This window comes from Deminuibacter soli (genome assembly GCF_003412455.1).
Lineage (GTDB): Bacteria > Bacteroidota > Bacteroidia > Chitinophagales > Chitinophagaceae > Deminuibacter > Deminuibacter soli.
Map to the genome: position 1 here is coordinate 1,038,578 of NZ_QTJU01000001.1, position 17,551 is coordinate 1,056,128.

A 17,551-nucleotide genomic window follows, 5' to 3' on the forward strand; every position below is an offset into this window, starting at 1 on the left:
AGGCAACAATGTTGCGTGGCCGTTTTGCTTCCGCAGGGCGAAATAGCCTGTTTATAATTGTGCAGGTGCTACATTTTGTTTGCGCAGTACCAACCCGTTGCGGCTGCCATTGCCTTTGCCGGCTACGGCAGTAATTTTCCCGTTTACCAGCACATAGTCAAACCCGGTAGAGTACTGGTGTGGTTGTTCAAAACTGCTTTTATCTGTTACTGTGGTTTCATCAAAAATCACGATATCAGCGGCAAAACCTTCGCGCAGCAAACCACGGTTTTTAAGCTGAAATTTTTGTGCAGGCAGGGAAGTCATTCTGCGCACTGCTTCTTCTAACGTCAGCACTTTTTCTTCCCGCACATATTTACCCAGCACCCTGGCATTGGTGCCATAGCCCCTGGGATGCGGCACGCCTTTGCCAAACACGCGAATACTGGCATCAGAGGCAAACATATTGAAAGGGTATTGCATAATGTATTTCACATCTGCCTCACTCATGCCGTGAAACACCATCCCCGCTCCACCCTTTTTCATCATGTCCAGTACAGTCTCTGCTTCGGCCGATGCCTTGTGTTTTCGGTTCAGCTGCAGGTTAATGGCTTCAATGCTTTTGCCGTTGAAACTACTGTCTGCACTAAAGCTCGCCACCACTGCATAACTGAAATGTTTCAGCGAACGCTTGCGCAGCTTTTGCAGCATGGCAGCAATAATGCGTTCCCTGACAACCGGGTTATTGATGCGCGCGTTAATGGAATCCTGGTTATCTGCCAGCGCCCATTCAGGCAGCAGGGTACCCAGCGAAGTACTGCTGGCTGTGTAAGGATATTGATCAATGGTTACATCAACCCCTGCCTTGCGGGCATTGATCACCAGTGGCAACGTTTCCTTACTCCGTCCCCAGTTTTGCTGACCACTTACTTTAAAATGTGAAATCTCTACCGGCAAACCAGCCACCTTGCTTATGTTGATGGCTTCTTCAATGGCCTGCACCACACTGTCACCCTCATCGCGAATGTGCGAGGCATACACACCGTGGTACAATGCAGCTATTTTAGCCAGGCGCACCACCTCCGGTGTTTTTGAATACGTACCTGGTGTATAAATAAGCCCGGTTGATAAACCCACTGCACCTGCCTCCATGGCTTTGGCCACCAGGTGCTCCATCTCCAGCATTTCCGCTTCGCTGGGGTCGCGGTTGGCATTGCCCAGCACCGCTTCGCGCACATCGTTGTGCCCGATAAGGCTGGCTACATTTACCGAAAGGTGCAGTGAATCGAGAAAATGAAAATATTTATCCATTTGCACACGCGAAGCGCCACAGTTGCCGGTAATCACGGTGGTAACGCCATCGTTGATAAAGTTATCTGCCGTCGGTTGTTTTACCTCATCGTCTTCAATATGGGTATGCACATCAATAAACCCGGGTGCCACTATATGGTTATGTGCATCTATTACCTGGGCCGCCTGCATCATTACCTGGCCTATGGCTATTATTTTTCCATCTTTTATGGCAATGTCTCCATAAAACCACGGGTTGCCCGAGCCGTCAATAATACGGCCATGTTGTATCAGTATATCCGCCTGTACCTGTGCGCCAAGTGTCACCGGCGCGGCCAGCAGCAACAATGCAAAAATTTTTCTCATGTATGCAGTATTCACTTGAAAAGTACAAAAACATACCTGTATTCTTTTAATACAGTACCGGAAATGCAATACAAGCTGCAAAATGGGTTTATTTCGGCTATCCAACTAAATGATTCGGTAGCAATCCCCGGAAGAAAAAGTAAAATCGAGTAGCTTTAAAGCGAGACTACTAATTGAGAAAACAATCTACTATGCACATGAAAAAATGGACATTGCTCCTGGCAGGTTGTACCCTGCTGAGCAGGCTGTCGGCACAGGAGACCTTTCCTGTCAACGGCGTGGCTGACAAAAGAGAACAGTGTTACGCGTTTACCCATGCAACCATTGTAAAAGACATTAAAACCACCCTGCAGGATGCGACCCTGGTAATCAGGAAAGGCAAAATTGTAAGTGTGGGCAATGATGTAAGCATTCCCAAAGATGCTGTGGTAATTAATTGCAAAAGCAAGTACATCTACCCTTCTTTTGTTGACCTGTACAGCGACTATGGTATTACGGCCCCCCAGCGCGAAGCACGCGGCTTCGATTTCAGGGCCCCGGCACAATTAAACTCTAACCAGAAAGGAGCCTATGGCTGGAACCAGGCACTGCATACCGATGTAGATGCATCCGGCATTTTCGCGGTTGATGACAACAAAGCCAAAACGCTGCGCGATGCAGGTTTCGGCACCGTGTTAAGTCACCAGAAAGACGGCATTGCCCGCGGCACAGGTGTGCTGGCTACTTTGGCTAATGAAAAGGAAAACCTGGTTATCCTGAAAGAGAAAGCCAGCGCACATTACTCTTTCAGCAAAGGCACTTCTACGCAAAGCTATCCCAGCAGCGTTATGGGAAGCATTGCCCTGCTGCGTCAAACCTATCTTGATGCCAAATGGTACAAGGGCAACCCCACCGCAGAAGGTGTAAACCTTACCCTGCAATACTGGAATGAAGAACAAACCCTGCCGCAGATTTTTGAAGCCAACGACAAATGGGCAGCATTACGGGCCGATAGAATTGGCGACGAGTTTGGCGTGCAGTACATTTTAAAGGCAGGCGGTAACGAATACCAGCGCCTCAAAGAAATGAAAGCCACGGGAGCTACTTTCATCCTTCCATTGAATTATCCACAGGCGATGGACGTAGAAGACCCCAATGATGCGCGCGCTGTATCACTGGCAGACATGAAGAACTGGGAAATGGCACCCGCAGAAGCCGGCCTGTTTGAGAAAGAAGGCATCCCTTTCACCATCACCGCCGCTGATTTAAAAGACACCAAACAATTTATCGCCAACCTGCGCAAGGCAATTGAATACGGCCTCAGCGAAAGCAAAGCGCTCGAAGCTTTAACCAAAACACCGGCTACCTTAATTGGCGCTTACGATAAGGTAGGCAGTATTGAAACCGGCAAACTCGCCAACTTCATCATCACTACCGGACCTGTTTTCGCAGAAAAAACCACTTTCCTCCAAAACTGGGTGCAGGGTGATAAATACGACGTGAAAAACGATGGCTGGAGCCCTGTAACAGGCACATACAGTGTTACCGTTAAAGGTGCTGCAGGCAGCAAAACCTATACACTCGATGTAAAAAATGAAAACAGCGCCAGCATCATCGGCACAGATACCATCCCTGCTAAATTCAGCTTCGATGGCAAACTGGTGAAACTGAGCTTTGGCGAAACCAAAAAAAGCCGCAGCAGCATACGCCTCAGCGGTGTTAGCAGCGACAGCAGCTGGCAGGGTAATGGCGTAGACACAGCAGGCAACAACCTGTACTGGACCGCCGCATTTGTAAAAGCACTGGCCGAAACAAAAGACAGCGCCCGCCATAAAATGCCGGTAAAGCTGGGCAAGGTAACATATCCGTTTGATGGTTATGGCTGGGAAGAACTGCCCAAACAGGAAACCATCCTCATTAAAAACGCCACTGTTTGGACTAACGAAAAAGACGGCAAAATAGAAGGCACGGATGTGCTGGTAAAAAATGGCAAAATCGCGGCTATAGGTAAAAACCTGTCAGAAGCAGGTGCGCGCATTATCGATGGTACAGGCAAGCACTTAACACCCGGCATTATTGATGAACACTCGCATATTGCAGCCGCATCAATCAACGAAGGTGCACAAAGCGTAACAGCTGAAGTGCGCATTGCAGATAACCTGAACCCTGATGATATCAATATTTACCGCCAGTTAAGCGGTGGTGTTACCAGCTCACACATTCTCCATGGCTCTGCCAATACCATCGGCGGACAAACGCAACTCATCAAACTGCGCTGGGGCCTGGATGATGATGGTCTTAAATTCAAAGGCGCTGATCCATTCATCAAATTCGCACTTGGCGAAAACGTTAAACGCACCACTTCACAAAACAACAACCGCTTCCCCGATACCCGCATGGGTGTTGAGCAGGTGTTGAACGATGCGTTTGAACGCGCAACTGCTTACCAGAAAGCACTGGCAGCAGACCCTACCACACGCCGCGACCTGGAATTGGATGCCCTGGTAGAAATCATGAATAAAAAACGCTTTATTACCTGTCACTCTTATGTGCAAAGCGAAATCACGGCGACCATGCGCATTGCAGAAAAATATGGTTTCCGTGTAAATACTTTTACGCATATTCTTGAAGGGTATAAAGTAGCCGACAAAATGAAAGTGCATGGCGCCAATGCTTCTACCTTCTCTGATTGGTGGGCTTACAAAGTGGAAGTAACCGATGCTATTCCTTACAATGCTGCGTTGATGACTAAAATGGGTTTGAATGTTTGTATCAACTCAGATGATGCTGAAATGGCCCGCCGCCTTAACCAGGAAGCAGCCAAAAGCGTGAAGTACGGCGGACTTACAGAAGAGGAAGCCTTTAAAATGGTAACCCTCAACCCTGCCAAAGCATTACACGTGGAAGATAAAGTTGGCAGCATCAAAACAGGCAAAGATGCCGACCTCGTTTTGTGGAGCGCCAATCCGCTGAGCATTTATGCAAAAGCAGAAAAAACCATTGTTGACGGTACGGTGTACTACGACATAGATCGCGACCAGCAACTGCGCAAACAAATCACTGCAGAAAGAACCCGCCTGGTAAACAAAATGCTTGCCGAGAAAAAAGCCGGTGGCGCTGTAACGCCCGCCCGCCCAAGCTTCCAGGTAATCTTAAGCTGCGGCGACCACGACCACCACGACGGCCTGTTCACCGTTGATGCGGGGGATGAAATGAACAACACGACTAACTAAAAAATCGTATTTTTTAAGTTCAAAAGTTCTATTGTTCAAAAGTTCCAGTTGCTAAAACACACCACTATGGCCGCTATCAAAAAATTTGAGGACATACTCTCTTGGCAGAAGGCAAGAGAGTTAACAAAACTGATAGGTCAGTTTATAGATGATGGCCGCTTTAAAAGCAATTTCAGGTTAATCAACCAACTCGAAGGCGCTGCGGGTTCAATCATGGACAATATAGCAGAAGGTTTCGAACGAAGTGGCAACAGGGAATTTATGCAGTTTCTCTATATCTCGAAAGGATCATGCGGAGAATTCAGGTCGCAGTTATATCGTGCACTAGACAGGGAATACTTTCAGAAAGAAGAATTTTCCTTGCTATATAATAAGTCAATTGAAATTGCAGTACTTATTCAAAAGCTGATTGACTACCTTGATCATTCCGCGCTGAAGGGAAGCAAGTATAAACACCGGGACCAAATTGAACAATGAAACTGTTGAACATTTAAACTAAAAAGACCATGAAGAAATATATCGTGACACTAAGTGCATTCCTGGCGCTTGCTGTTACAACAAAAGCACAGGACGACGTGTACCCTACCAAAGCTTACACCGGCAGACTGTATATCACCAATGGTACCGTTCACGTTGGCAATGGCCAGGTGCTGGAAAATGCAACCATTGCCGTGGAAAATGGTAAAATCATACAGGTGGGACAAAATGTACCGGTTCCTGCAGACGTAAAAGTATTTGATGCAAAAGGCAAACAGGTATACCCCGGCCTGATATTGCCGGTAACAGATCTGGGCTTAAAAGAAATTGCCAACGGCGTTCGCGGCAGCAATGATTATGAAGAACTGGGTGAAATCAATCCCAGCGTTCGCGCTATTGCGGCTTATAATACCGATTCTAAAATCATCGGTTCCTTACGCGCCAATGGTATTTTGCTGGCCGGTGTTACACCGCAGGGCGGCAGCATCAGCGGTTCCTCTTCTGTAGTGCAACTCGATGCATGGAACTGGGAAGATGCATCCTACAAAATAGACCAGGCTATTCACCTGAACATGCCTACATTTATTACACGCCCCAACCGTTTTGCAGCTTTCCTTGGTATACGCGGCGAACAGGCACCCGATGCTACCAAACAGGCGCTTGAAAAAGTGCAGGAACTGAAAAGCTTTTTTCAGCAGGCAAAAGCCTACCTCGCAGAAAGCAGCCATAAACAGGAAAACCTGAAGTTTGAGGCAGTAAAAGGCTTGTTTGATAAAAGGCAGAAATTGTTTGTACATGCCGACCAGGTAAAACAAATGATGGTGGCTATTGATTTTGTAAAAGATTTTGGTTTGGATGTGGTGATTGTTGGCGGCAGCGAAAGCTACCAGATTGCCGACCTGCTGAAACAAAACAACATCGCCGTTATCCTGAACGAACAGCATGCGTTGCCTTCTGCTGAAGACGATGATGTTGATCAGCCCTTTAAAACACCTGCAACCTTAAAAAATGCCGGGGTACTTTTTGCGCTGAATGATACGCACGATGAAAGCCGCTACCGCAACCTGCCATTCAACGCCGGCACCGCTGCAGCCTATGGTTTAACTAAGGAAGAAGCCCTGCAGGCCATTACGCTAAACAGTGCAAAAATCCTGGGGGTTGACGATAAAACCGGCTCGCTCGAAGTGGGTAAAGATGCCAATATCGTGATCAGCGAAGGCGATATTCTCGACATGAAATCCAGCCTTATTTCCAAATGCTTTATCCAGGGCCGCGATGTAAGCCTCGATAACAAGCAGAAACAACTCTATGAGCGCTACAAATACAAATATGGTTTAAACTAAATTTCTCTTGTGCTATTTGAGCGCAGAAGGCCCCACCCGGGGCCTTCTTTATTTTCTGACTGTTGTGCAACCGGTTATCCTGCCGCAGGCCCATCCTTCAGCACAGCCCCAAATTCCGCGGTCATTTATTACCTTCGCCATATGAGTAAAAAACTGTTTTTGCTGGATGCCATGGCGCTTATATACCGTGCCTACTATGCGTTGATACGTAGTCCCCGCATTACATCAAAAGGAAAAAACACCAATGCGCAGTTTGGTTTTACCAATACACTGTACGATCTGATCAATAAAGAAAAGCCCACACACCTCGCCGTGTGTTTTGATACACATGCGCCCACCGAGCGCCATACCGACTTCAGCGAGTACAAGGCCAACCGCCAGGAAGCACCGGAAGACCTGCTGGAATCTATTCCCGATATCCAGCGCATCATCAAGGGCTTCAACATTCCCTGCGTTGAACTGGATGGTTATGAAGCAGATGATGTAATTGGCACACTGGCATGGCAGGCAGCTGATGCAGGTTACGAAGTGTACATGGTTACGCCCGATAAAGACTATGGCCAGCTGCTGATTCATCCCAATGTATTTATTTACAAACCACCATACATGGGCAACAAAGAAGAAATTCTCGATGCGCAGAAGGTGTGCGACAAATGGGGTATATCCCGCGTACAGCAGGTGGTGGATATTCTGGGCCTGATGGGTGATGCGGTGGATAATATTCCCGGTATTGCAGGCGTGGGAGAAAAAACAGCAGCCAAACTGCTTAAAGAATACGACACGCTTGAAAATGTGCTGGCCAATGCCGCCAGCATCAAGGGCTCATTGGGTGAAAAAATAAGAAACGGCATCGAGGCCGCCACCATAAGTAAAAAGCTGGCCACCATCATTACCGATGTGCCGGTGCAGTTTCATGAAGAAGACTTTAAACTGAAAGAATGGAACCGCCCCGAACTGGAGGAATCGTTTACAGAGCTGGAGTTCAAATCACTCGGCAAACGCATTCTCGGCGATTCATTCAATGCCTTTCAAACTGCACCACAGGGCGTGCAGACCGACTTATTCGGTAACGTGGTAGATACCCTGCAAAACACCGTAAAAAAAGCACCTGCCGCTGCTGCTGAAGATGATTCGGAAGTAACCGGTCTGTCAGCTGATAAAAACATTCACAATACCCCCCACCAGTACGAACTGGTAGAAACTGATGAACAAATTATCGGCTTGGTAAAACAACTGCTCAGCGAACCGGAAATCTGTTTCGATACAGAAACCAATAACCTCGATGCCAACGATTGTGAGCTGGTGGGCATGAGCTTCTCCTGCAAACCGGGCGTAGCTTATTATATTCCCTGCCCTGCCAGCCAGGACCGCACTAAAGCCATACTTCAACTGCTATCGCCGCTGTTTAATAAAACTGATGTGCTGTGGATTGGCCAGAACGTGAAATACGATATGCTGGTGCTGAAATGGTACAATGTTGAACTGAAAGGCAATATTTATGATACCATGCTTGCACATTATGTAGTTGAACCGGAAGGCAGGCGCAGCATGGATTTGCTGAGCGCGCAATACCTGCAGTACGAGCCTGTGCATATTGAAGAGCTCATTGGTAAAAAAGGTAAGTCGCAGGGTAACATGCGCGACGTGCCTGTGGAAAAAGTAAAAGAATATGCCGCCGAAGATGCTGACATTACGTTGCAGTTAAAACATGCGCTGCACCCGCAGTTAAAACTGAAGGCTGTAGACGATGTGTTTAGCAAAGTAGAAAACCCGCTGGTGAAAGTGCTTACCGATATGGAGTTCGAGGGCGTACGGGTAGACATCAACTTTTTGCAGGAATATTCGCGCGAGCTGGAGAAAGATGCCGCTGCCTGCGAAAGCAGGGTGTACGAGCAGGCTGGCGTAAAATTTAACCTGGCTTCCCCCAAACAACTCGGAGAAGTATTGTTTGAAAAACTGCAGCTCGATCCCAAGGCTAAAAAAACAAAGACCGGTCAGTATGCAACCGGGGAAGATGTTCTGATGAAGCTCAGCAACAACAACCCGATTGTAGAGGACATATTAACCTTCCGTGAGCTTACCAAGCTTAAATCTACCTACGTAGATGCGCTGCCCCAGATGATCAACCGTAAAACCGGCCGCGTGCATACCTCTTACGCGCAGGCAGTAGCGGTTACCGGCCGTTTAAGCAGCAACAATCCCAACCTGCAAAATATTCCCATCCGTACAGACAGGGGCCGTGAAATACGCAAAGCCTTTGTACCGCGCGATGCCGAGCACCTGCTCATTAGCGCCGACTATTCGCAGATTGAACTGCGTATTGTGGCAGCCATTAGCGGCGACCCCAATATGTGCGAGGCATTTAAACTCGGCAAAGACATTCACACCGCCACAGCTGCCAAAGTATACGGCATTGCCGAAGAAGAAGTAACCAAAGAGCAGCGCTACAAAGCCAAAAGCGTAAACTTCGGTATCATTTACGGTCAGGGGGCATTTGGTTTGGCCGACAACCTCGGTATTAGCAGAACAGAAGCCAAAACCATTATCGACAACTATAAAAAAGAGTTCTCCGGCATCAATAAGTACATGGATGACATGATCAATTTTGCCAAGGAACATGGTTATGTACAAACCCTGATGGGCCGCAAACGCTGGCTGAAAGACATCAATTCTGCCAACTTCACGGTACGTGGTTTTGCCGAACGCAATGCCATTAACTCACCCATACAGGGTACGGCCGCAGATATGATTAAAATGGCCATGATCCGCATTCACGAAGCCATGAAAAAAGAAAACCTGCGCAGCCGCATGATTCTGCAGGTACACGATGAGCTGGTGTTTGATGTGCACCAAAGCGAACTGGACACCCTGAAGCCGCTGATTCTCGAAAACATGAAAATTGCCCTGCCCCTGCCCAACGAGGTGCCGGTAGAAGCAGAACTGGGTTCTGGCATCAACTGGCTCGAAGCGCATTAATTATAATAAGGCTTTAGTATAACATTGCCCGGTACCGACGGTTTGTTCGGTAACCGGGCAATGTATTTATGGCCCTGCCATCCCCTAACATTATTATAACTTTCCATTATCACCGTTTTTATTATTTTTAGTGATAGCGTCATTCACCATATGTCCACGATCATACCTGCCAATCCACTGCCCTTTCACGACTTCTTTGGCTGCATTGCAGCCGGCGACAGCGAGGCTTTTCAATCGTTTGTAGACCGTTACTGCTTTACCGTTTTCGCCTTTGCCACACAAATAACCGGGGGTAAAAATGCGGCAACCATTATGGCGCTTACCATCGAAATATTTCTTTTTATCTGGAACAACCGCCAGCAGCTGGCGGAAGAAGAAAAACCGTCCGGCTTTGTATACAATGTAATTTTCGGTCACCTGCACCAGTTCCTCGAGGAGCAGAATGACCAGCACCGTATAAGACTGCTGCAAACCATGCAGCCTAAAAAACGGGCTATCGCCAAGGCCATTAAGCAACAAATGTGGAGCGCTGCCCAGCCAGCCATCAGCTTCAACGCAGCCTTTACAGGCGCCAGGCAGTACAGGCAGTTTAAAAAACTGGCAAAGGTTCCGGCCATTAGCTTTAGCCGCGTACATACCGGCCGTATGTAGTATATTCATGCTTATGGTAGCAGTTATTCAATGTACCGACCGTGTTGGCCTGGTTGCAGCCATTGCCAATGTAATGGCCATCAACGGCATGAACATTTTATCGATGCGCGAGCATGTAGAGCTTGGGAGCAGTATGTTTTTCTCCCGCCTGGAATTATCGGGCGAAGCTGCTGCAGACATTATTACCACTCAACTGCAACAAGTGTTGCCTACGGATGCCATTGTACAGGTAAACCCGCTTCCGCAAAAGCGCATTGCAGTGCTGGTAACCAAAGAATATCATTGCCTGGGCGATATTTTATTGCGCCACCATTTTAATACACTCGGCGCTTCGGTACAATGTGTAATCGGGAACCATGCATTACTGGGTGATATCTGCGGGCGGTTTGGCATTCCTTTTCACCATGTGCCGCATGATGGTATTGGCAAGGAACAGTTTGAGCAAAACCTGCTCACAACCCTGCTGGCGTACCAGTTTGATTATATTGTGCTGGCCAAGTTCATGCGTATTCTGTCACCTGCGTTTACAGCACATTTCCCGCTGCGCATCATCAATATTCACCACTCCTTTTTACCGGCGTTTATCGGCGCAAGTCCTTACAAACAGGCGTTCGACCGTGGCGTTAAACTCATTGGCGCTACAGCCCACTATGTAACCAGTGATCTGGATGAAGGCCCCATTATTGCACAGCAGATTATACCTGTTAACCACAATTTCACGGCGAAAGATATGGTGCATGCAGGCCGTGAAATTGAAACAGCCGTACTGGCCAGGGCCCTTTCCCTGCTGCTGGCAGACAGGGTGTTTGTACACAACAATAAAACGATTGTATTTGAGTAAAACCCGCGATAGTATTGAGATTCCTTCACTTCTACAGCGCTGTCTTCTTCAGTTGCTTTAACATGTGTGAGTAAGCTTTTGCAATCAACGTGCTGTAGGCAGTATGTTCAAATGATTGCATAGCTGCGGTTTGCTTATCTACCAGGGTAAGCGTCATCAAACCATCATCGTTCATCGACAGGTCGATATCGTATTTCAGCAACAGTTGTTTCAGCTTGGTAGTATTGCGCATGCCCGCAAAGTAAAACAGATTTGCACGAACTTATTCCCTGCATTTTTCACCCGGTGTAAAACGGATGAATTTCTTTACTACAAACAATTCGGCTGTTTTGCCCTCTTCTCCCGAGGGGCCCTGTTCAAAACTGCCTTCCAGTTCTGCAAAAACGGGTTCATTGCCTGCTTTGCGCAGTTTGCCATACGCTTCCTGCATTTGTTTACTTACTGCCGAAGCACCAACCGGGAAATCTTTGTCCATTGAGCAAACATGCAGCACAGCCGCATCGGCCATATAGCGGTACATGCCGTGTACCAAAATACTGCCCTTCGGTGCAAACACGACACTCTGCCGGTGTATGGTATATTTTAAGCGGGTGTTATTAATAATAGCGCCTTCATTGTCAAGAATGCTCAGTTCGCCGGGGCCGGTAATTTTAAACTGGTGCGGCCCTTCGGTGGTTTCGCTCAGGCGCAGCGTACTGTCTACAATAGTATAGTTGCCCAACTGGTAAAACAGGCGATGGCTGGTATCCCTGGCACCTACATACTCCTGCTCCATAATAAACGTGCTGTCAGATTTCAAACTCAGCCGCATCACAATGCCTGCGCAATCTGCACAGGGAATGGTATCGGCAAAATAACCCGCAAAGCTGCCGGCACTGAAAGGCGACATGTTCATGGAATGGCGCACTGAATCGGCATTAACAATGCTGGTATTTTTTCCCGCCTGCTGGCATGAAGTGGCAGCAAAGGCAGCGGCGGTGAGCAATAACATAATTTTTTTCATAATCTATCAGGCAGATAAACGCCCGGGGAAAATGCCCCGGCCAACTGGCCAAACACGGCTCTGATGGGTACTGCGCAATTTTTGCGCCGGAAAATACCGGAAAGGCACATCATTAACCGGCTGATTTTCAATAAAAACAAAATTCGGTTTTTGAAGTGCCGAACTCCATTTGGCTTCTCAGTTTTTTACTTGTAGGTTTGCAGTCCTTCAAAAATTAAATTGATTCATGGAGTACAGCAGAATTATTTCCGTTACTGGCTTAAGTGGTTTGTTTGAACTGGTGGGCAGCAAATCAGACGGCGCCATCGTTCGTTCACTCGAAGACAAATCTACCAAGTTCGTAAGCTCACGCATACATAGCTTTTCTCACTTGGAAAGCATTGAAGTATATACCGAACGCGACAATGTTAACCTGGTGGAAGTATTCCAGGCCATGAACGCGAGCAAAGAAAGCCTGCCTTCAGAAAAAGAAGCTGGAGCAATCAAGGGTTATTTCCAGAAGGTGTATCCTTCAATGGACTTTGCCCGCGTATACGGCAGCGACATGAAGAAAATGGTAAAATGGTTCAGCATCCTCAAAAAAGAAGATGTTGAATTTAAACTGAGCGAACTGCCCGAAGAGGAAGAAGAAGCCACAGCAACCGAAGCAGTAGCAGCACCGGCTCAGGAAGAAGCGCCTGCACCTGCACCTGCAAAAAAAGCAGCTAAAAAAGCACCTGCCGCAGCAACAGAACCAGCTACCGGCGATGCAGCTGATGAAGCAGCAGCTCCTAAAAAAAGAGCGCCGCGCAAAAAGAAAACAGAAGAAGAATAGTAATTTATTCCATACCTTAAATCCGGGTACCAGACTGCTTATACGGCAGTTCGGCTACCCGGATTTTAAATTTACAGACATATGAAATATACAGCCGATATCAAAAAACTCGAAAGGAAGTTCTTACCAGCCGATTTCTCCGTTACCACCTGGGATGCACTGGAACCCTATTTCAAAACACTGGCCGATTACCCCATTCAGTCACGCGCCGACCTGGAGCAATGGCTGCACAATATCAGTGAACTGGAAGCCGCCATCAGCGAAGATGCCTGCTGGCGCCAGATTAAAATGACCTGTGATACCACTGACGTCAAACTGGAAGAAGCATTTACCTATTTCTGCATGGAAATACAGCCCAAAATTCAGCCTTACTCCGACGTGCTGAACCGCAAGCTGGTAAACAACCCATTTACACAGGAACTGGATCAGCAGCAGTTTTTTACCTACCAGCGTTCCGTGAAAAAAAGCATCGATCTGTTCCGCGAACAGAATATACCCATACAGGCCGAGCTGAGCGTAATGCAGCAGCAATACGGCGTTATTGCCGGCAAAATGACCATCGAGGTGAACGGCCAGGAATACACGCTGCAACAGGCTTCCAGGTTCCTGGAAAACCACGACCGCAGCCTGCGCGAAACCGTGTATCGCAAAATAAACGAACGCCGCCTGCAGGATAAGGATGCGCTCAATAACTTGTACACCGGCCTCATCGAAAAACGCAACCAGGTAGCCCTGAACGCCGGCTTCGCCAACTACCGCGATTACAAGTTTGAAGAGTTGGGCCGTTTTGATTATACCAAAGAAGATTGTTTCCAGTTTCATGAAGCAGTAAAACTGCATGTGTTGCCACTGGTCAATAAAATATACGAGCGCAAAAAGCAGAAACTTGGTTTGGATACATTGCGCCCATGGGATACCGAAGCAGAGCCCGCAGGCATTCAGCCGCTGCACCCGTTTAACACAGGAAGCGAGCTGTTGCAAAAAACCATTGCCTGCTTTCGCTCGCTGAACCCCTTCTTCGCAGACTGCCTCGAAAAAATGAACAGTCTCGGCCACCTCGATCTCGAAAGCCGTAAAGGCAAAGCGCCGGGTGGTTATAACTGTCCGCTGGCAGAAAGCGGTGCACCATTTATTTTTATGAATGCCGCAGGCCAGATGAGTGATGTGACCACTATGGTGCACGAAGGTGGCCATGCTATTCATTCGTTTCTTGCACACCCGCTGCCACTGAGTGCGTTTAAAGAATACCCCATGGAAGTGGCAGAAGTGGCCAGCATGAGCATGGAGCTGTTTACCATGAACCACTGGGAATCTTTCTTCGACAACAAGGAAGACCTGCAGCGCGCCAAAGAACACCAGCTGGAAAGAGTAATCACCATTTTCCCCTGGATTGCTACCATCGATAAATTCCAGCACTGGGTGTATGAACATCCTGCGCACACGATTGAAGAAAGAACAGCCAAATGGATGGAAATCCTGAACGAGTTTTCTTCGGGCGCCATTGACTTCAGCGGACTGGAAGAGTTTCGTGCAAACGGCTGGCAGCGCCAGTTACACCTGTTTGAAGTGCCTTTTTATTATATTGAATACGGCATTGCGCAACTGGGCGCCATTGGTATGTGGATGCAGTACCGCAACAACCCGGAGCAGGCATTGCAAAACTACATCAACGCATTATCACTCGGCGGCACCAAAACACTGCCCGAGCTGTATGCCGCAGCAGGCCTGCGTTTTGACTTCTCGCCAGAGCATATTCAAACACTGATGAGCTTTGTGAACAGCGAAATGGAAAAGCTGTACTAAAAAAGCAGGCAGTAACACGTTACATAAACATTAATTCCAATACAAGGATGTCTTTAACAGGCATCCTTTTTTATGCCTGCTTAATAACCCGGGAAACCAGCTCTTAAAAAAACCTTTATGCCTTATAATATTGGATTAAGAATGCCCGCAGCGCTGGACGCCAGCAAAAGAATCGCCTACCTTCACTTTGTAATTCAACCCGTGATAACAAACCAAATTCATACAAGAAAGAACGGAGGCTTTTCAAAGCATAAAACAGTGTGTGTATGACAAGTATCAACAAAAAAACACATAATAAAAAATCCCTGCAGGCCGAGCTGGAGAAGAATGAATTCCTGCTGAACGAAACAGGTAAAATGGCGCGCGTGGGCGGCTGGGAATATGATATTGCATCCGGACAGGTGTTCTGGAACAAGGAAGTTTATGCCATTTGCAATCTCCCCGAAACCAATGAAATAGGGCTTGATAATGCATTGGCTTTTTATCCGGAGCCCTATGCTTCCATCCTGCAGCAGGCTGTACAAAAAGCCATTGAACTGAAAGAACATTACGATCTTGAAATACAATTGCAACGCACCTCAGGCGAATTAATATGGGTGCGTACCATTGGCAAGCCGGTATTAAATGCAAAGGGTACTGTAGTGGCTCTCAGGGGCACAATACAGGATATTGACCAGGAAAAAAGAAAGCGCATAGAATTGCAGGAATCATCGAATATCATTGCTGCACAAAACAAACGCCTGCTCAATTTTGCCTACATTGTTTCGCACAACCTGCGTTCGCATGCAGGCAATCTTACTTCATTGCTCGAACTGGTTAAAGCCACCGATAATGAAACAGAACGCCAGGTATACATGAGCACCTTGTACAAACTCGGCGAATCATTGTCGCTCTCCATCAAACACCTGAGCGAGGTAGTAAAAATGCAGACAGACGTGAAAACGCTGAAGAGCAATATCCTTTTTGAAGATATTTTTGACGATACTGTTTCGATACTTGCGCCCACCATTGCAGAGACCAATACCATTATTGATGCAGACTTTATAGCCTGCCCTTATATTGAAACGGTACCGGCGTATATGGAAAGCATTATGCTGAACCTGCTATCAAACGCCATTAAATACAAACACCCCGACAGAAACCCGGAAATCATTATCCGCAGCGCCATTCAGGGCACTGCCAAATACTTAACCGTTGAAGACAATGGTTTGGGTATTGACCTGCACAAACACCGCGACCAACTGTTTGGCATGTACAAAACCTTTCACAACAATGCCGATGCACGTGGCATAGGTTTGTTTATCACCAAAAATCAAATTGAAGCGCTGGGCGGCGCTATTGAGGTTGAAAGCAAAGTAAACCAGGGAACCAAATTCACGATCCGGTTTTAAAAGAATATACGCATTAAAAAGCCCCCGCAGCAAATATTACAGGGGCTTTTTGCATGTTATATACTTATGCCTTTTTGCCAAGCAGGCGGTCAATGGCAGTATGGTATTGTTCAAAGTTAAAGGAGCGTACCACCTGCTCCATGGAGGCTGTGATAGCATCATTGCGCAAATTGCCGATGCTGCCTTCGTGTGTATGCTGTACAGTTGTATCGTAGGTAAACGCACCGGCTTCAATGGCCAGCCCAACCTGCTTGTAAGCATCGCGGAAAGGCACACCGGCCAGTACCAGTTTGTTTACCTCTTCTACGCTGAACAGGTATTTGTATTTTTCATCCTGCAGTATATCGGCCTGTACGGTCATGTTCGATAACATCAGTGCAGCCATGTTAATACAATCGCGCAGCGTGTCAAATGCAGGGAATAGATGTTCTTTCAGCAACTGCAGGTCGCGGTGATAACCAGATGGCAGGTTGGTAGTCATCATGGCTATTTCGTTGGGCAGTGCCTTAATGCGGTTGCAGTGCGCGCGGATCAGCTCAAACACATCGGGGTTTTTCTTGTGCGGCATAATGCTCGAGCCGGTGGTAAGTTCTGCCGGGAAGCTCACGAAACCAAAGTTCTGGTTCAGGAACAAACAGGCATCCATAGAGAGTTTGGCCAGTGTTTCAGCCACATTGGCCAGCGCAGTGGCCACAACACGTTCGGCCTTGCCCCTGCCCATCATCGCGTAAACCACATTCTGGTTTAAGCCTGCAAAGCCCAGCAGTTCTGTGGTTAGCGTGCGGTTAATAGGAAAGGACGAACCGTAGCCGGCAGCAGCGCCCAATGGGTTTTTATTCACGATATCGTAGGCTGCTTTCAACGTAATGGTATCATCTGCCAGGCTTTCGGCATAAGCGCCAAACCACAAGCCAAAAGAAGAAGGCATGGCCAGTTGCAGGTGTGTATAGCCCGGCAGCAGGTGTTGTTTAAACTGCTCGCTTTTCTGCACCAGCAGTTCAAAGAAGGCCTGTATGCTGTGTACTGTTTTTTCAATTTCAGTACGCATAAACAGTTTAATGTCTACCAGCACCTGGTCGTTGCGGCTGCGGGCAGAATGTATTTTTTTACCGGTATCACCCAGTTCCTGCGTAAGCAGGTATTCTACCTGCGAGTGCACATCTTCCATGTGCTCATCAATGGTAAATTCACCTGCTTCAATACGTGTGTAAATGCGGCGCAGCGCCTGCACCAGGGTGTCAGCTTCTTCTTTTGTTAACAGGCCAACAGTTGCCAGCATGGTGGCATGCGCGGCAGAGCCCTGCACATCAAAGGGAGCCAGCAGCAGGTCAAACTCACGGTCTTTACCCACGGTAAACTGTTCCACTTCTTTTAATGACGCTGTATTTTTTTGCCAGAGTTTCAT

The 17,551-nt window shown here is 47.6% G+C and carries 13 protein-coding genes; 9 read left to right on the top strand and 4 right to left on the bottom strand.

The features are described 5' to 3' along the window. Window positions 1–51 precede the first annotated feature (51 nt). Window positions 52–1,635: an N-acyl-D-amino-acid deacylase family protein gene (locus DXN05_RS04510; RefSeq protein ID WP_116846391.1), complete on the bottom strand. Its 1,584-nt coding sequence runs from the start codon at window positions 1,633–1,635 to the stop codon at window positions 52–54. Between the two features lie 191 nt (window positions 1,636–1,826). Here DXN05_RS04510 and DXN05_RS04515 point away from each other — a divergent pair, with 191 nt between their 5' ends. The 6 genes from DXN05_RS04515 (at window position 1,827) to purU (ending at window position 11,135) form a co-directional block, all read left to right on the top strand. After that, window positions 1,827–4,847, top strand: coding sequence for an amidohydrolase family protein (locus DXN05_RS04515; protein WP_245975121.1), 3,021 nt, complete (start codon window positions 1,827–1,829; stop codon window positions 4,845–4,847). A 66-nt stretch (window positions 4,848–4,913) separates the two neighbouring features. Further along, complete coding sequence (locus DXN05_RS04520; RefSeq protein ID WP_116845995.1) at window positions 4,914–5,324, top strand: four helix bundle protein; 411 nt, start codon at window positions 4,914–4,916, stop codon at window positions 5,322–5,324. A 29-nt stretch (window positions 5,325–5,353) separates the two neighbouring features. Next, a complete protein-coding gene (locus tag DXN05_RS04525; RefSeq protein WP_116845996.1) occupies window positions 5,354–6,667 on the top strand; it encodes an amidohydrolase family protein in 1,314 nt (437 codons plus the stop codon). Between the two features lie 141 nt (window positions 6,668–6,808). Further along, window positions 6,809–9,643, top strand: a complete 2,835-nt coding sequence (gene polA, locus DXN05_RS04530) for a DNA polymerase I (protein ID WP_116845997.1) — start codon at window positions 6,809–6,811, stop codon at window positions 9,641–9,643. A 150-nt stretch (window positions 9,644–9,793) separates the two neighbouring features. Beyond that, window positions 9,794–10,294 carry an RNA polymerase sigma factor gene (locus DXN05_RS04535; protein WP_116845998.1) on the top strand — a complete coding sequence of 167 codons (501 nt, stop codon included), beginning with the start codon at window positions 9,794–9,796 and terminating at the stop codon, window positions 10,292–10,294. Window positions 10,295–10,307: 13 nt separating this feature from the next. After that, complete coding sequence (gene purU, locus DXN05_RS04540) at window positions 10,308–11,135, top strand: formyltetrahydrofolate deformylase (protein WP_211329973.1); 828 nt, start codon at window positions 10,308–10,310, stop codon at window positions 11,133–11,135. Window positions 11,136–11,166: 31 nt separating this feature from the next. Here the strand turns inward: purU and DXN05_RS04545 are convergent, their stop codons facing one another. After that, window positions 11,167–11,367 (bottom strand): hypothetical protein, encoded by a 201-nt coding sequence (locus DXN05_RS04545; RefSeq protein WP_116846000.1) that lies wholly within the window; start codon window positions 11,365–11,367, stop codon window positions 11,167–11,169. 30 nt (window positions 11,368–11,397) lie between these two features. Beyond that, window positions 11,398–12,138, bottom strand: a complete 741-nt coding sequence (locus tag DXN05_RS04550; protein WP_116846001.1) for a copper resistance protein NlpE N-terminal domain-containing protein — start codon at window positions 12,136–12,138, stop codon at window positions 11,398–11,400. A gap of 226 nt (window positions 12,139–12,364) precedes the next feature. Between DXN05_RS04550 and DXN05_RS04555 the strand changes: the two genes are divergently transcribed. From DXN05_RS04555 to DXN05_RS04565, 3 genes are all read left to right on the top strand, one after another. Next, entirely contained in the window at window positions 12,365–12,952 is a 588-nt protein-coding gene (locus tag DXN05_RS04555) for a DUF5606 family protein (RefSeq protein ID WP_116846002.1), read from the top strand. Between the two features lie 81 nt (window positions 12,953–13,033). After that, window positions 13,034–14,755 carry a M3 family oligoendopeptidase gene (locus DXN05_RS04560; RefSeq protein ID WP_116846003.1) on the top strand — a complete coding sequence of 574 codons (1,722 nt, stop codon included), beginning with the start codon at window positions 13,034–13,036 and terminating at the stop codon, window positions 14,753–14,755. A 266-nt stretch (window positions 14,756–15,021) separates the two neighbouring features. Beyond that, window positions 15,022–16,146: a sensor histidine kinase gene (locus DXN05_RS04565; protein ID WP_116846004.1), complete on the top strand. Its 1,125-nt coding sequence runs from the start codon at window positions 15,022–15,024 to the stop codon at window positions 16,144–16,146. A 64-nt stretch (window positions 16,147–16,210) separates the two neighbouring features. Here the strand turns inward: DXN05_RS04565 and argH are convergent, their stop codons facing one another. Beyond that, complete coding sequence (gene argH, locus DXN05_RS04570; RefSeq protein WP_116846005.1) at window positions 16,211–17,551, bottom strand: argininosuccinate lyase; 1,341 nt, start codon at window positions 17,549–17,551, stop codon at window positions 16,211–16,213.

Bases quoted from the DNA above. Each gene is read 5' to 3' on its own strand.
- DXN05_RS04560 (WP_116846003.1), top strand. From the start codon at position 13,034: ATGAAATATACAGCCGATATCAAAAAACTCGAAAGGAAGTTCTTACCA.
- DXN05_RS04520 (WP_116845995.1), top strand. From the start codon at position 4,914: ATGGCCGCTATCAAAAAATTTGAGGACATACTCTCTTGGCAGAAGGCA.
- argH (WP_116846005.1), bottom strand. From the start codon at position 17,551: ATGAAACTCTGGCAAAAAAATACAGCGTCATTAAAAGAAGTGGAACAG.
- DXN05_RS04545 (WP_116846000.1), bottom strand. From the start codon at position 11,367: ATGCGCAATACTACCAAGCTGAAACAACTGTTGCTGAAATACGATATC.
- DXN05_RS04525 (WP_116845996.1), top strand. From the start codon at position 5,354: ATGAAGAAATATATCGTGACACTAAGTGCATTCCTGGCGCTTGCTGTT.
- polA (WP_116845997.1), top strand. From the start codon at position 6,809: ATGAGTAAAAAACTGTTTTTGCTGGATGCCATGGCGCTTATATACCGT.
- DXN05_RS04515 (WP_245975121.1), top strand. From the start codon at position 1,827: ATGCACATGAAAAAATGGACATTGCTCCTGGCAGGTTGTACCCTGCTG.
- DXN05_RS04510 (WP_116846391.1), bottom strand. From the start codon at position 1,635: ATGAGAAAAATTTTTGCATTGTTGCTGCTGGCCGCGCCGGTGACACTT.
- purU (WP_211329973.1), top strand. From the start codon at position 10,308: ATGGTAGCAGTTATTCAATGTACCGACCGTGTTGGCCTGGTTGCAGCC.
- DXN05_RS04555 (WP_116846002.1), top strand. From the start codon at position 12,365: ATGGAGTACAGCAGAATTATTTCCGTTACTGGCTTAAGTGGTTTGTTT.
- DXN05_RS04550 (WP_116846001.1), bottom strand. From the start codon at position 12,138: ATGAAAAAAATTATGTTATTGCTCACCGCCGCTGCCTTTGCTGCCACT.
- DXN05_RS04535 (WP_116845998.1), top strand. From the start codon at position 9,794: ATGTCCACGATCATACCTGCCAATCCACTGCCCTTTCACGACTTCTTT.
- DXN05_RS04565 (WP_116846004.1), top strand. From the start codon at position 15,022: ATGACAAGTATCAACAAAAAAACACATAATAAAAAATCCCTGCAGGCC.